Consider the following 13,551-nt stretch of genomic DNA (forward strand, 5'->3'; position numbering starts at 1 on the left):
TCATCCTGAAGAAGACCTGCATTGTCGCGCAGCGCGTGCGTTACATGTGCCACTTCACCGTGGCGGTCAGCGTCCGCGGATCGCCGGGCATGTTGTACAGGTCCGCGTTGCCGTGCGCGGCGATGAAGTAGCGGCGATCGAACAGGTTGTCGAGCGTGAGCGTCACGTCGACCTTCTTGCTGCGATAACCGGCGCCGAGATTGAACACCGTGAACGACGGCAGCGTGACGAGATCGCTCGCCGACGTATAGCGCGCCGACTGGAACTGCATGCCGGCCGCCGCATAGAAGCCGTACGGCAGCTCGCGCTTCAGCCACAGGTTCGCGCTGTGGCGCGGCATCAGCCCCGGCGTGTTGCTCGACACCGCGAGGCCGGCCGCCGTCGATTGCGCCGAACCGTCGACCGTGCCGTTCAGGTACGCGTAGCCCGCATACACCGACCACTTCGGCGCGATCTCGCCGGTGAAACCGAGCTCCATCCCGTGCACGTGCTGCGTGCCGATCGGCAGCGCATACCCGGGATTCGCGGGGTCGCCGATCTGCTGGTTGGTCTGGCGCATGTCGAACAGCGCGACGCTGGCCGTCGCCTTGCCGCCGAGATCGAAACGCGAGCCGAGCTCATACGCGGTGGTCTTCTGCGGCGCGAGCGCCGCGCCGTTCGCAAATGCGCCGGAACTGATCAGCGTATCGGCGAGCGGCGAGAACGACTGGCTGAACGACCCGTACAGCGTCAGCCAGTCGAGCGGTTCGTAGATCAGGCCGACGCGCGGGCTCCACGCGTGATCGGTACGGTCGAGATTGACGTTCGACGACGTGTAGTCGTGGCGGATCTGGTTCAGGTAGTCGAAGCGCAGGCCGGCGAGCACCTTCCAGTGTTCGGTCAGCGAGATCAGGTCCTGCGCGTAGACGCCCGCGAGCCCGACGACGGTCGACGCATTCGTCTTCGCACGCGCGCCGGTCGGCACGCCGGGCAGGATCACCGGCTGCGGATTGAACAGATCGTAGGTCGCGACCTTCGACACGCTGTAGATCGTGTCGAACTTCTGCTGCTGCGACAGCTCCAGCCCGTACAGCAGCTCGTGGCGCATGCCGAACAGCGACGTCTTCTGCGTGAGTTCGAACAGGCCGTCGATGCCGTGGTCGGTGCGCTGGCGCGTCGACTGGTCGAGCGTCACGACCGGATGCACGGCGGTCTTGATCGGCTCGTACGTGACGTAGTTCTTGCGTTCGAGCGAGAAGTCGTACGCGCGGATCGCGCCATGGAACGACAGCGAATCGCTGAAGCGGTGATCGAGCGACACGGTCGCGCTCTTCGCGGACACGTCGTTGTACGAGCTGCTCGCCGCGTCGGCCGAGCCGTAATACGTGTTGATCGGCACGTCGACCGGCCGGCCGAGATACGCGGGCAGGCCCTGGTCGGACGTGCGGCGGTCGTGCAGGTAATCGAATTCGACGTTCAGCACCGTGTCGCTGTCGAGCTTGAACTGAGCGGACGGCGCGATCGCCTGGCGGTTGAGCTGGAACTGGTCGCGAAAGCTGTTCGAGTTCTCGGCCGCGCCGGTGATGCGGAAACGCGCCGCGTCGTTCGCGTTCCAGCCGAGGTCGAATTCGCCGCGCCGCTCGCCGTGCGTGCCGAGCGTCACGCCCACGTCGCGCACGGGGTTCGCCTCCGGCCGCTTCAGTACGCGATTCACGATGCCGCCCGCCGAACCGCGACCGTACAGCACGGCCGCCGGCCCCTTCAGTACCTCGACGCGGTCAACGTTCGACAAGTCGCGATAGTAAAGCGCGTCGTCACGAATACCGTCGACGTACTGGTCCGTGATGCTGTTGAAACCACGGATCGTGATCTGGTCGCGCTGGCCGTCGCCGACCGAGAAGCCGACGCCCGGCACGTTGCGCAACGCGTCCTGCATCGACGTCGCGTTCTGGTCCTCGATCACCGCGTGCGGAACGACGTTCACCGTCTGCGGCACGTCCATCAGCGACATGTCGGTCTTGGTCGCCGCGCGCGAGTGGCCCGCGTCGTACGACGCATGCTCGGCGGTCGCGTTGACGGAAATGGCAGGCAAGGTCGCCGCGGCGTCACTCGCTTGCGCGGACGCAGTGCGTGCGCCGGCCAGCGACGTGGCGATCAGAAGCGCATGGCAGGCGCTTTTGTTGAGTTTCATCGTTGAAGTAGGAGCTGAAGGAAAACGGCGAACGGAAACGCGTCCGACCAACGCGCGAACCCCGCGACGCATCGACCGGCGAAAGCCTTTCCGTGAAGACGAGAGGGCGCGCGGGGGATTACCCCGTCGCGCATGCCGACCGGCGAACGGCCGGCGCGGATGGATGCCGGCCGGCGCGACCGGCACGAAAAAAGCCGTGACATCGGGTTACGGCTCGTAACGGAGCGAAATATTAAACGAGAATGATTCGTGTTTTCGATTAATTTTTTGTGTCGCGCGCGACGTGTCGCCTGCCCGCAACGTGCGGACGCATTGCGCTCCGGATTCCTGACGAATACCTTTCGTTTTCGTGTTGTCGACTCACGCGTCGGCGAAAGCTCAACGAAAGAATGCGGTCTGCCGCATCAAGTCCATCGTGCGGAAACGGTCACGCAGAAGATGGGATTCGGGATACGACGACGGGGAGATTGGAGAGGATCACGAAGGATCCGGTGAAGCTGGCGGCACGCATTCGAGGTCCGGTGCGCGCCGGACCGGGCAATCCCGACCCGGCGCTCCGGGCAGCCGACCTCGCATCGGCAGCGCGGCGGACCTTCTTCTTTTATTCACTACGTCTGCTCTCTCAGGCTCGCTTCATTTTTTTCTTCGTCGCGCCGCGCCATTATCCGCCCAATCTGGTCAACGGGAAACGTTTGCGGGTGCACCGGGCACGTTATTCCCGCTATTCGGCAACAGTCTTTCTGAATGCTTACGGATCGCACGCCACGGTTTGGCAATTCTTGCATTCGCGTCGGCGTTCCTTTTTAATGGAACTGGTTCCAGTCGCTGATTCGGCCATGTTCTCGCGTGACGCTTCGTCGTGTGCGCGTCATCATGCCGATTCAGGATCGAGGATCGCTCAGCTCAGGATTCGCATCGCCCGTCCTTCCCGGACACCCCGTCAAACGAGACCGTCATGCCCGATTCCGCTTCCCTGCAGCACCTGTTTCCCGCCTATCAGGACATCCCCGCCGAATTCCGGCTGAGTTCGCCGATCCACCAGCGCGTGTCGCTCGTCGACGGCGAACTGCGGCCGTGGGACGGTACGACCAAGACCGTGCTGTCGCCCGTGTGCGTGCGGCAGGCGGACGGCAGCGTCGAGCAGATGGAGATCGGCAGCTACCCGGTGATGGGCGAAACGGAAAGCGACGCGGCGCTCGACGCCGCGGTGCGCGCGTACGACTCGGGCCGCGGCGAGTGGCCGACGATGAAGGTCGAGCAGCGCATCGCGTGCATGCAGGACTTCATCAAGCGGATGGTCGCGCAGCGCGAGCTGGTCGTGAACCTGATCATGTGGGAGATCGGCAAGAGCCTCGCCGATTCGCAGAAGGAGTTCGACCGCACCGTCACGTACATGGCGCAGACGATCGATGCGCTGAAGGAGCTCGACAACGCGAACTCGCGCTTCGTGATCGCGGAAGGCACGATCGGCCAGATCCGCCGCACGCCGCTCGGCGTCGTACTGTGCATGGGCCCGTACAACTATCCGCTGAACGAAACCTTCGCGACGCTGATCCCCGCGCTGCTGATGGGCAACACCGTGGTGTTCAAGCCGCCGCAGTACGGCACGCTGCTGTTCGAGCCGCTGCTCGAAGCGTTCCGCGATGCGTTCCCGAAGGGCGTGATCAACACGATCTACGCGCCGGGCGCGGTGGTCGTGCCGCACATGCTCGCGTCGGGCAAGATCAACGTGCTCGCGCTGATCGGGTCGAGCAAGGTGGCCGATCACCTGAAGAAGCAGCACCCGAAGTCGCACCGGCTGCGCGCGATCCTCGGCCTCGACGCGAAGAACGCGGCGATCGTGCTGCCCGACGCCGATCTCGATCTCACCGTGAAGGAATGCCTGCTCGGCGCGCTGTCGTTCAACGGCCAGCGCTGCACCGCGCTGAAGATGCTGCTCGTGCACCGCTCGATCGTCGACGAATTCCTGAAGCGCTTCACCGCCGCGCTCGAACAGCTGAAGATCGGCATGCCGTGGGAAAAAGGCGTCAGCATCACGCCGCTGCCCGGCATGCATCGCACGGCCTACATGACGGACGCGATCGACGATGCGAAGGAAAAGGGGGCGCAGGTCGTCAACCACTCGGGCGGCGAGTTCAGCAAGACGCTGTTCTATCCGGCCGTCGTGTACCCGGTGTCCGAAGGGATGAAGCTGTACCGCGAGGAACAGTTCGGGCCGATCATTCCGGTCGCGCCGTTCGACGACGTCGACACCGCGCTCGACTACGTGACGACGTCGGATCACGGCCAGCAGGTCAGCATCTTCGGTTCCGACCCGGCGCAGATCGGCGCGCTCGTCGATCCGCTCGTGAACCAGGTGTGCCGCGTGAACATCAACTGCCAGTGCCAGCGCGGGCCCGATGTGTTCCCGTTCGCGGGCCGCAAGGATTCGGCCGAGGGCACGCTGTCGGTAAGCGACGCGCTACGCGCGTTCTCGATCCGCTCAATGGTCGCCGCGAAACAGACCGACGGCAGCAAGCAGCTGCTCGACTCGATCGTGTCGGATCACTACTCGAAGTTCATCAATACGGGCTTCATTTTCTGAAGCAACCGTGATGCGCGAACCCTTCGCCGTGCGCCGATGCGGCGGAGGGTTCGTTCCGGCGCGCTACACGTTCGACGCCAGCAACCGGATCCCCGCCACGCCGAACACGACGGCGAGACACGCTTCCATCGCGCGCCGGCCGCGCACGTACAGCCGGCGTGCGCCATCCATCGAGAACACGAGCGCATAACCGCCGAACACCAGGCACCCGATCACGAGGCAGCCCGGCACGACGGCGCCATGCGACGCGCCCGCGCCGTTCGACGACAGCGCGACGATCGATACCCATACGAGGATGGCTTTCGGATTGGTCAGGTGCAGCATCGCGCCGCGTACGTAGAAACGCGACAGCCGCTGCTCGCGCGCCGCATTCACTGATGCCGCCGCCGGGCCCGCCAGTGCCGTGCGCCCCGACTTGAACGCGAGCCACAGCAGATACAGCCCGCCGAAGATCTTGATCGCGACCAGCAGTTTCGACCACGCGAGCAGCGCGGCCGACACGCCGAGCGCCGCCACCGTCGCCCAGCACATCGACCCGGAAATGACGCCGAGCGCGAACACCAGCGCCGCCTTGCGGCCCTGGTTCGCGGCGACCGACATGATCGCGAGATTGCTCGGCCCGGGGCTGGCCGTACCGATGAAATAGGCCGTGTAGGCAAGCAGCAGGTTGGCCGAGAAGAAGGCGTGGACGCTCATGTCGAACCTCGCAGGGATGATCCGCAGATTGTTGGCAAACGCGCGCCATCTGCCCATGGACAATTGCGCGGCCAATCGCTGGGCCAGTTCGACGGCCGCGCGGCCGAAGCGCCGCTCGCGAAACCGTCTCGGTTCTGAAACAACTGGCGCATTCGCTGCCGGTTCCGCCGGGCGAGGGCGGCCCTCTCATACCATGCTTCCGACAAGCCGAACGCGTTGCCGGCGCAGGCCGCACGCGCGGGCCGGCACGTTTCGGCCGTCCGCCGGCGGCAACGCGCAACGCGTTTTATTCCGGCGTTACGTTACATCCGTGAAGCATTTCACTTCGTCGAGCCTCGCCGTACGCCCGACGTCCGCCGCGCCACGCCTGTAGACGCCCTCCTCGGCCGCCTCCGCAACCCAGTACCGGCGGGACTCGCCGACCGGTGCGGTAGCGCGGCTCAACATTGCTCAACAATCGGATCGCGGCGCTGGTACGGAACCTGCATTCCGTTCGGGTAAAAGTCGCGCCGGTCACCGCGCGGCCATGAATCCACCCTCGGGCACGTCCACCGGATACGCCCGAACGATCCGCGCAAGCAACGAGGCCCTTCATGGATGCGCTGCCCAATTCGTCCGACACGTCGTTCCAGCTCTTTCTCGCGAAGCTGCTCGAACAGCCGTTGCCCGACTGGACCGAAAAACAGCAGATGGAACTCGAGATGGCACGCACGCTGTCCACCGAGATGGTTCACCTCGCCGAAGACATGCGTGCCCGCACGCCCGATCTCGCGCGCTGCCTCGTGCTGCTCCGCTATGCGAAGGTGCTCGACTTCATGCTGACGTCGCTCGCCGCGCACCGTGACATTCACCCGCAGACGCTGCGCACGCTGTTCCGGCTCGCGAACCTGAAGGTCGACGACGCGTATCCGGCTTGAGCCGGCGCCACGCATCGGCCGCCGCGGCCGGCAATCACGGCACGGGCGGCCCTTCCCGCTTCGCGCGAATGCCCGACGACATCGCCGCATGAGCATCAGGAACCGACAATCCCGGTTGGCCGGCGAACTCGGCGTCTTCGTGCAGCGCGACGGACGCCGCGCGCAGAAGCATGTCGATCCGAACGATCGCCGCTACGATCACGACGTCGAGCGCACGATCGCGCGGCTGTCGCCGGCCGCGCTCTCCGATCTGCTCGCCGGCGATCATTTCAGCGAAGACGACGACGCGACCGGTTCCGCCGATACGAGACGCATCCCGTGAACGCCGCCGACTTCGACCGGATCTGGCCGGCCATCTGCGATACGCCCGCGTGGTCCGTGACGAAAGGCCAGGGCAGCTTTCTCACGTTCGAATTCGGGGAACCAGCGCTGCATGTCAGGGAGCCGCTCGTCGGTTCGCCCGACCTGTCCGCGGCGGCACGCGACCGGCTGGCGTCGCGGCACGTGACCGTCGCCGGCAACGGGCATCTGTGGATCTGCTACTGCCACTGGTCGATCGCGCTCGACGGTCGCGAGCTTGCACACAGCGAATCGCGGTCCGGCGACATCGCGGCCGCCGCGCAACGTCTCGACGGTCAGATCCTGCAATCGGTCGCGCCGCGTGACCAACCGGGTTCGTGGGCATTCGACTTCGACCTCGGCGGCAAACTGACGACCTGGCCCTACGGCGACGACCCGGCCGACGAACAGTGGCATCTGTACGACCGGCGCTCGGGCAACGTGCTGACCGCGCGCGCGGACGGCACCTGGTCGTACGGCCCCGCGAACGCGCCGCCGGACGACGGACCGTTCGGTCAGGCCTAGCAGCTCCGTTTCCGCTTGTCCACGGCTTATGCCGCCCATCAGCGCTGCCGCCGGCCCGGCCCCGCAAACGGATGTACAATCGCGCGCCATGAATGCACTTCGCCGCTTCCTGCTCCGGCAAGGCGTCGCGCGACAGCTGCTGTGGGGGTTCCTCCTCGTGACGCTGTTGTCCCGCGCGCTGATGTCGGGTGCCGTGATGCTCGATCCGGACGGTCCGGATGCGGGCTCGGTGGTGCTGTGTTCGGGCCGCGGCCCGCTGATCGTCGACGTGGCCGCGCTGAACGCCCGTTTCGATGCGGGCGCGCCGATCACACCGGCCAACGATGCGCTGGCGCTCGTCGATGCGCTCAAGCATGACGCGCACGCCGGCAAGACGGCGTCCTCCGGGAACGGCGACAGCCTCTGCGCATTCAGTGCGGCGCTGTTCACGGCGCTGGCGTCCTTCGCGCTGCTGGTGCTGCTGTTCCCCGCCGCCGCGCCGCGGCGTGTCCGGATTCACTTCGACTCTCTTCCTTTCGCGCGATCGATATTCGACGATCGCCCGCCTTCCCGCGCTCCTCCGCTGTTCTGCTGAACGTTCCGCCTAGCGGCTCGTGCACGTCGATGTGCATGAGCCTTCACGTCGTTCGTTTCACATCACCCGATTCAAGCGTTCACCCGAATGCCCGCGCCGCGCGGGCGACGCCGCCCTGCGCACCGCGTGCGCATGACGTCGCGTTGCCCGTTCCGTCGGCGCGTGCATGCGGGTGTGCCGCACGTTGACGACAGCCGGCTTACGCCGGCCTGACCGATCGACGACCACGAGGAGCTGACACCATGTCGACCACCGTCGAGCAGGCGATCTCGCCTGCCCGTTCCGCAAGCGCCGGTTACCGGACGCTCTGGCGCTGGCACTTCTATGCCGGCCTGTTCGTGATGCCGTTCCTGGTGATCCTCGCGATCACGGGCACGCTCTATTGCTTCCAGCCGCAGATCGAGCCGCTGCTGTATCCGCACCGGCTGGTCGTCGAGCCGCGCGCCACGCCGCGGCTCGCCCCCGACACGCTGCTCGCGAACGCGCGTACCGCGATGCCCGCCGGTGCAACGCCGGTTTCGGTCCAGGTATCCACCGCGCCGGACCGCAGCGCCGAATATGTCTTCCGGCTGCGCGACGGCAGCCGCGAGAGCGTGTACGTGAACCCGTACGACGGCAGCGTGCTCGGCACGCTGAGCGTCGAGCGCCGCTTCATGCAGGTCGACCGGATGCTGCATCGCAAGCTGCTGCTCGGCAAGACGGGCGAGTTGCTGATGGAGCTCGCCGCGTGCTGGACGTTCGTGATGATCGGGACCGGCATCGCCCTGTGGTGGCCGCGTGGCGCAGCGCGCGTCGGACGTGCGCTGCGACCCGACCTGTCGCTGCGCGGCCGGCCACTGTGGAAGAGCGTCCACGCGACGGCGGGCATCTGGCTCGCGGCCGGCACGGTGGCGTTCATCCTGACGGGGCTGCCGTGGTCGGGCTCGTGGGGCAAGAACTTCAAGGCGCTGGCCGCGACCGTGAACCTCGGCGCGCCGGACGGCGTATGGGGCGGCGCGTCGTTGCGCTCGACACGCCCGGGCGCACCCGCAGAGTCTATGCACGCGCAGGCCGCCGCACCGGCCGGCCATCATCACGAATCGGGCGAGTCGATGCCGGGGATGGTGATGGACGACCTGCCGTTGCCGCAAACGCCGTGGGCGGTCGGCAACGTGCCCGTGCCGCATTCGCCGTCGGCACCGACGCCGGCACCGCTGCCGCTGGCGCGCGCGATCGAGATCGTTGCGGGGCTCGGCGTGACGAGCGGCTACACGCTTGCGTTGCCGTCGGGCCCGGACGGCGTGTTCACCGCGTCGTACTTCCCGGCCGACCCGAAAGCCGAGCGGACGATCTACATCGACCAGTACAGCGGCGCGGTGTTGAAGGACATCCGCTATGACGACTACGGCGCGGTGTCGCAGGCCGTGTCGTACGGCACGTCGCTGCACATGGGTCGTTATTTCGGGCTCGCGAACCAGATCATCTGCGCGGTGCTGTCGCTCGGGCTGGCCGCGATGGCCGTCACCGGCACGGTGATGTGGTGGAAGCGCCGCCCGGCCGGCAAGCTCGGCGCGCCGTCGCGCGAACGCGGCACGCCGCCGATGCGCGGCTGGATCGCGGGGCTCGTGCTGCTCGGCATCGTATTCCCGCTGATGGGGATCACGATCGTCGCGGTCTGGTTGATCGATCGTCTGCTGTTCGGCCGTGCGGCGCGCACGGCTGCGTGATCGAAAAACGATTAGATAGATTCAAAGGATTCCGAAGCATGAAGTTCAGATTGATACTGCCCGCCGCCGTTCTCGCGACTTTTGCACCCGCCGGGCAGGCACAGGAAAGCGACATCAAGGGCACCGGCACGACGCTCGCACCGATTCGCGTCGACGCACAGAAGGCGGCCCCGTTGACGCAGCCGCTCGACACGGGCAGCCATCTCGGGCTGTCGTCGCTCGAAACGCCCGCGAGCGTCGAGCAGATCGACCGCGCGACGCTCGACACGCGCGGCGACAGTTCGATTGTCGACGCAGTAAGCCGCGCCGCCGGCATCAGCGAGTCGCCGCATCCCGGCAACGGCGGATCGGAGCTCGGCGCACGCGGCTTCGTCGGCGCGGCGTCAGTGACGCAGCTCTACGACGGCGTGCGCCCGTACGGCGCGATCGGCGTCACGTTTCCGTTCGATACGTGGTCGGTCGACCATATCGACGTGCTGCGCGGCCCGGCGTCGGTGATCTACGGCGAAGGCGCGATCGGCGGCGTCGTCAACATCGTGCCGAAGAAGCCCACGCGTACACCGATCCGGAACGAACTGCAGATCGGCGGCGGCACCGAAGGCACGGCACGGGCCGCGTTCGGCAGCGGCGGCGCGATCAACGACAAGCTGTCGTACCGCTTCGACATCAGCGGCAATCGCTCGTCGAACTGGGTCGGTCGCGGCGATTCGCGCAACCTGTCGATCTCGGGTGCACTGCGCTACGACGTGACGCCCGACCTGTACGTGACGGCCTCGTACGCGCAGGGCTTCCAGCATCCGATGCAGTATTTCGGTGTGCCGCTCGTGAACGGCGTACGCGATCCGGCGCTCGACAAGAAGAACTACAACGTCGGCGACAGCGACATCGCGTTCCGCGACAGCTGGGCGACGGTGTCGGCGAACTGGCAGCCGAGCGACAGCCTGAACGTGACGAGCACGCTGTACCGGATGAAGAGCAACCGTCACTGGAAGGACGCCGAGTACTACACGTATCTGCCGTCGACCGCGCAGGTCCGGCGCAGCAGCTACACGGAGATCTTCCACGACCAGGCGCAATACGGCAACGTGACGACGGCCACCGTGAGCAGCGCGCTGCTCGGGATGCGCAACACGTTCTCGGCGGGTTTCGAGTTCAACCACACGACCTTCCAGCACGACAACAACTCGCCGTATTCCGGCACGTCGACGGTCGATCCGTTCAACTTCGATCCGGGCAGTTTCATCAACGCCGCGGGTACGTATCCGAAGTACCGCAGCCAGGCGAACCAGTACGCGCTGTTCGCCGAGAACCGACTCGAAATCACATCGCGCTGGTCGGTGATCGGCGGGCTGCGCTACGACCACGCGAGCGTGAACCGCGACGATCTCGTAAAAGGCGGCGCGTTCACGAAGGTGTTCGCGAACACGGGCTGGCGCATCGGCACCGTGTACGACGTGCGGCCCGGTCTCGCCGTGTACGGCCAGTACTCGGTCTCGGCCGATCCGGTCAGTTCGCTGCTGTCGCTGAATGCGTCGAAGGCGAACTTCACGCTCGCGACCGGCAAGCAGATCGAGATCGGCGTGAAGCAGTCGTTCCTGGATGGCAAGGCGGAATGGACGCTGGCCGCGTACCGGATCGTGAAGAGCAACCTGCTGACGGCCGATCCGCTGAACCCGAACCAGTCGATCCAGGTCGGCCAGCAGTCGTCGCGCGGGCTGGAAGCGACGGTCGGCGCGGAAATTGCGAAGGACTGGCGCGTCGACGCGAACGTGTCGATCCTGCGCGCGAAATACGACGACTTTCAGCAGGTGTCAGGCGGCACGATGATCTCGCGTGCGGGCAACGTGCCGGTGTCGGTGCCGCAGCGTCTTGCGAACCTGTGGGTAAGCTGGCGTTTCGCGCCGGACTGGACGGGCATCGCCGGCGTGAAATACGTCGGCAAGCGGTTTGCCGACACGGCGAACCAGCTCGTGATGCCGTCGTACACGACCGTCGACCTCGGCCTCGCGTGGAAGCCGCGCAAGGACACGACGATCACGGCACGCGCATACAACGTGTTCAACCGCCGCTTCGTGCAGTCCGCGTACTACAACGAAACGCAGTATCTGCTCGGCAACGACCGGCGGCTCGAAGTGCTGGCGAACTACCGGTTCTGACGCCACGCGATGCGGCATGACGTGCCCGCCGGCACATGCGCGGCGGCGGGCGCGGCCATCGTCACGTCAATCACTTCACCGTGAACGCGTAGTGACCCTGCGTGCGGTGGCCGTCGAGCGCGACGGCCACCCACGCGACCGTATAAACGCCGGGCGTCAGCGGGTTCAGCGCCACGGACATGTGCTTCCGGTTCGACGCGTCGACTTCGGCCTTGCCGTTCGTGACGGCGTGGCCCTGCGCATCGGTGACGGCGATCGAGCTGAACGCGGGTTCGAGCCCGTCGTCGAAATCGATCGCGACGCGCTTCGGTGACGCGGTCACGGTCTCGCCCGCGGACGGCGCCTGATGCGTCGGATAGGCATGCGCATGCGCGAGTTGCGCGCCAGCGAGGAGCAGCGCGGCGGCGGCCGTGCGCATCGTGGTCAGGACGTTCATGCGGTTTCTCCCTCGATCAGAAGAGCGGCTTGCCGAGCGAGCCGGGGAACAGGTCGTCGAAATACAGGTGCGCGTCGAACAGCACACCGATATGGTTGCCGCTCGCGCGATTGACCGGAATCTGCGCCTCGACGCCGAACTGCCCATAACGATTGAGCCACAGTACGCCCGGGTTGATCGTGCCGGTTGTCTGGCCCGAACACGCGCCCGCCGTGCAGGTGCTCATCGGCGCCTCGACGACGAAGATCATGTTGCTGAGCGGCTGCGGCAGGCCGAGGTTCTTCACCTGCTGCTGCAGGTACGGGATGCTGTATTGCAGCGTCATGCCCCAGCCGAGCGAATTCGGGCCCTGGTCGGACGACGCCGTGGTCAGGTTCGGCCCGAGCTCGGCCGTGATCGCGAACGGGCGCAGGTAGCCGAGCGACGCGGGCAGATCGCCGAAGCCCTTGCCGACATAGACGGCCGGCGTGAACGTGGAATACGGGCTCGCGATCGATTTCGCGCCGGTGCCGCCGATCTGGGTCTTGAGGCCGACCGATGCCATGAACTCGTGCGCCGGATTCGTATAGGCGAGGTACTTCACGCCGAGCGTCACGTTGTCCCAGCCCTTCGCGGAGCCGCCGTCCGGGGCGTTCTGCGACACGTACTGGCTCGCGACGCTGAATGCGAGGTTCTTCGTGATCAGCTTGTCCCACTCGTACGACACGGTATTGACGTTCATGTTGTCGCCGTTGCCGTCGGGCGACTTGATGTGGCCGAACTGCGTGTCGAATTCGTCGCCGACACCGGGATCGTCCACGGTCATCGTGGCGGGAAAAACGCGATCGCCGACCACGGCGTGTGCGTTCGCGAATGACGCATGGGACAGGCCGGCGATGGCGGCCAGCAGCGCGGCGCATGCGCGAGGCGTGTGCCGTTCGGTAAAGCGGGGCATGGATGTGTTCTCCAGTTATCGTTCGATGCCGTCGCGCATGCGCGACGAACGGCCGCGCGCTTCGGTCGCGAAGCGGCGGCTAATCAGATGGAAAGCTCAGACGAACTCAGGAGAACGCGGGAGGCGCGCGCGATTGCGCGATGGTGTGGACGACACGAATGCGAGCCGGAACCGATGCCGACACAACCGGCATCTGCGAGTCGGCAAGCGGCACGGCGAAAGCAACCGGATGGCCCGGCAGCACGGTCGCATGCGCAACGAAGCTGCAATAAGGACACGCTTGCCAGTGCGCGTTGGTGTGATGCGCGGGCTTGCCGTCGTCGTGCGCGACCGGCGCCTCGTCGATGCTGGCCGAGCAATAGACGGCCAGCACATCGACGAGCCGGTGACGCGACGCCATCATCTGCGAAACCGCGGGGGCGAGCGCCATCATCAGGATTGCGATCAATCCGATCAGGCTGCCGGGTTTGCGGAAACGAGCGACGTGCATGACGCGCGAAGAAGGTGGAATGCA

The 13,551-nt window shown here is 66.1% G+C and carries 12 protein-coding genes; 7 read left to right on the top strand and 5 right to left on the bottom strand.

What is annotated here, in order from left to right; genetic code table 11:
- Window positions 1-40 precede the first annotated feature (40 nt).
- Window positions 41-2,170: a TonB-dependent receptor gene (locus tag ACTRWB_RS02985; protein WP_446900880.1), complete on the bottom strand. Its 2,130-nt coding sequence runs from the start codon at window positions 2,168-2,170 to the stop codon at window positions 41-43.
- 955 nt (window positions 2,171-3,125) lie between these two features.
- On the opposite strand from ACTRWB_RS02985, the gene ACTRWB_RS02990 reads away from it, so the two are divergent.
- The gene (locus tag ACTRWB_RS02990; protein WP_419687936.1) at window positions 3,126-4,754 is read left to right on the top strand and encodes an NADP-dependent glyceraldehyde-3-phosphate dehydrogenase; all 1,629 of its coding nucleotides are present in this window, start codon (window positions 3,126-3,128) and stop codon (window positions 4,752-4,754) included.
- A gap of 63 nt (window positions 4,755-4,817) precedes the next feature.
- Here the strand turns inward: ACTRWB_RS02990 and ACTRWB_RS02995 are convergent, their stop codons facing one another.
- Window positions 4,818-5,450, bottom strand: a complete 633-nt coding sequence (locus ACTRWB_RS02995) for a LysE family translocator (protein WP_412025304.1) — start codon at window positions 5,448-5,450, stop codon at window positions 4,818-4,820.
- Between the two features lie 593 nt (window positions 5,451-6,043).
- On the opposite strand from ACTRWB_RS02995, the gene ACTRWB_RS03000 reads away from it, so the two are divergent.
- The 6 genes from ACTRWB_RS03000 to ACTRWB_RS03025 all read left to right on the top strand — a co-directional run bounded on the left by ACTRWB_RS03000 (window position 6,044) and on the right by ACTRWB_RS03025 (window position 11,667).
- Complete coding sequence (locus ACTRWB_RS03000) at window positions 6,044-6,367, top strand: hypothetical protein (protein WP_048251745.1); 324 nt, start codon at window positions 6,044-6,046, stop codon at window positions 6,365-6,367.
- A gap of 88 nt (window positions 6,368-6,455) precedes the next feature.
- The gene (locus ACTRWB_RS03005; protein WP_343490807.1) at window positions 6,456-6,689 is read left to right on the top strand and encodes a hypothetical protein; all 234 of its coding nucleotides are present in this window, start codon (window positions 6,456-6,458) and stop codon (window positions 6,687-6,689) included.
- Window positions 6,686-7,231 carry a hypothetical protein gene (locus ACTRWB_RS03010; RefSeq protein ID WP_446900881.1) on the top strand — a complete coding sequence of 182 codons (546 nt, stop codon included), beginning with the start codon at window positions 6,686-6,688 and terminating at the stop codon, window positions 7,229-7,231. Before ACTRWB_RS03005 ends, ACTRWB_RS03010 begins: the two co-directional genes overlap by 4 nt.
- 88 nt (window positions 7,232-7,319) lie before the next feature.
- On the top strand, window positions 7,320-7,805 hold the full coding sequence (locus ACTRWB_RS03015; RefSeq protein ID WP_446901405.1) for a hypothetical protein: 486 nt from the start codon (window positions 7,320-7,322) through the stop codon (window positions 7,803-7,805).
- A gap of 242 nt (window positions 7,806-8,047) precedes the next feature.
- Complete coding sequence (locus ACTRWB_RS03020) at window positions 8,048-9,511, top strand: PepSY-associated TM helix domain-containing protein (RefSeq protein ID WP_446900882.1); 1,464 nt, start codon at window positions 8,048-8,050, stop codon at window positions 9,509-9,511.
- A gap of 38 nt (window positions 9,512-9,549) precedes the next feature.
- Complete coding sequence (locus ACTRWB_RS03025; RefSeq protein WP_446900883.1) at window positions 9,550-11,667, top strand: TonB-dependent receptor; 2,118 nt, start codon at window positions 9,550-9,552, stop codon at window positions 11,665-11,667.
- Between the two features lie 70 nt (window positions 11,668-11,737).
- On the opposite strand, the gene ACTRWB_RS03030 is transcribed toward ACTRWB_RS03025, so the two are convergent.
- From ACTRWB_RS03030 to ACTRWB_RS03040, 3 genes are all read right to left on the bottom strand, one after another.
- Window positions 11,738-12,103 carry a copper resistance CopC family protein gene (locus ACTRWB_RS03030; RefSeq protein WP_129516488.1) on the bottom strand — a complete coding sequence of 122 codons (366 nt, stop codon included), beginning with the start codon at window positions 12,101-12,103 and terminating at the stop codon, window positions 11,738-11,740.
- A gap of 16 nt (window positions 12,104-12,119) precedes the next feature.
- Window positions 12,120-13,037, bottom strand: a complete 918-nt coding sequence (locus ACTRWB_RS03035; protein WP_446900884.1) for a hypothetical protein — start codon at window positions 13,035-13,037, stop codon at window positions 12,120-12,122.
- Window positions 13,038-13,143: 106 nt separating this feature from the next.
- Entirely contained in the window at window positions 13,144-13,527 is a 384-nt protein-coding gene (locus ACTRWB_RS03040; protein WP_446900885.1) for a DUF2946 domain-containing protein, read from the bottom strand.
- Window positions 13,528-13,551: the final 24 nt, after the last annotated feature.

This window comes from Burkholderia sp. YIM B11467 (assembly GCF_052952715.1).

Bases quoted from the DNA above. Each gene is read 5' to 3' on its own strand.
- ACTRWB_RS02985 (WP_446900880.1), bottom strand. From the start codon at position 2,170: ATGAAACTCAACAAAAGCGCCTGCCATGCGCTTCTGATCGCCACGTCG.
- ACTRWB_RS03040 (WP_446900885.1), bottom strand. From the start codon at position 13,527: ATGCACGTCGCTCGTTTCCGCAAACCCGGCAGCCTGATCGGATTGATC.
- ACTRWB_RS02990 (WP_419687936.1), top strand. From the start codon at position 3,126: ATGCCCGATTCCGCTTCCCTGCAGCACCTGTTTCCCGCCTATCAGGAC.
- ACTRWB_RS03015 (WP_446901405.1), top strand. From the start codon at position 7,320: ATGAATGCACTTCGCCGCTTCCTGCTCCGGCAAGGCGTCGCGCGACAG.
- ACTRWB_RS03020 (WP_446900882.1), top strand. From the start codon at position 8,048: ATGTCGACCACCGTCGAGCAGGCGATCTCGCCTGCCCGTTCCGCAAGC.
- ACTRWB_RS02995 (WP_412025304.1), bottom strand. From the start codon at position 5,450: ATGAGCGTCCACGCCTTCTTCTCGGCCAACCTGCTGCTTGCCTACACG.
- ACTRWB_RS03000 (WP_048251745.1), top strand. From the start codon at position 6,044: ATGGATGCGCTGCCCAATTCGTCCGACACGTCGTTCCAGCTCTTTCTC.
- ACTRWB_RS03005 (WP_343490807.1), top strand. From the start codon at position 6,456: ATGAGCATCAGGAACCGACAATCCCGGTTGGCCGGCGAACTCGGCGTC.
- ACTRWB_RS03035 (WP_446900884.1), bottom strand. From the start codon at position 13,037: ATGCCCCGCTTTACCGAACGGCACACGCCTCGCGCATGCGCCGCGCTG.
- ACTRWB_RS03025 (WP_446900883.1), top strand. From the start codon at position 9,550: ATGAAGTTCAGATTGATACTGCCCGCCGCCGTTCTCGCGACTTTTGCA.
- ACTRWB_RS03030 (WP_129516488.1), bottom strand. From the start codon at position 12,103: ATGAACGTCCTGACCACGATGCGCACGGCCGCCGCCGCGCTGCTCCTC.